This is a genomic window from Chromohalobacter sp. HP20-39 (genome assembly GCF_033052815.1).
GTDB lineage: Bacteria > Pseudomonadota > Gammaproteobacteria > Pseudomonadales > Halomonadaceae > Chromohalobacter.
Genome location: NZ_JAWHTP010000685.1, coordinates 1 through 271, shown reverse-complemented (window position 1 = coordinate 271; position 271 = coordinate 1). Strand labels below are relative to the sequence as shown.

Here is a 271-nt window from a genome sequence, read left to right as displayed (position 1 = left end):
AGCACAAACCTGTTGCTCGCTTGCATGGACCTCACTTCCCATTGTCCGCATGGCGTCTCCAACGGTGGTTTGGATGGTCGGCTGCATCATGTTGTACAACTTTTCCTCGACTTGATTCGGTGAATATGGGCCACGCGCAATAATTTTGCGGCTCTTTTCATACAGGTCTTTGTGTTCAGCGCTGAACGCTTTGACGAATGGGGTGATGTCGACGCCGAGCCGCTGGCAATACTCCCGGCGGGCTCGTACGTTCACGAGATAGAAACCTAAG

At 52.8% G+C, this 271-nt stretch carries 1 protein-coding gene; it reads right to left on the bottom strand.

Features of this window, described 5'->3' with window-relative positions; all coding sequences use genetic code 11:
• Positions 1–255: hypothetical protein (locus RVY79_RS19705; RefSeq protein ID WP_317466261.1), on the bottom strand; the 255-nt coding region annotated here is incomplete at its 3' end.
• Between the last annotated feature and the right edge of the window lie 16 nt (positions 256–271).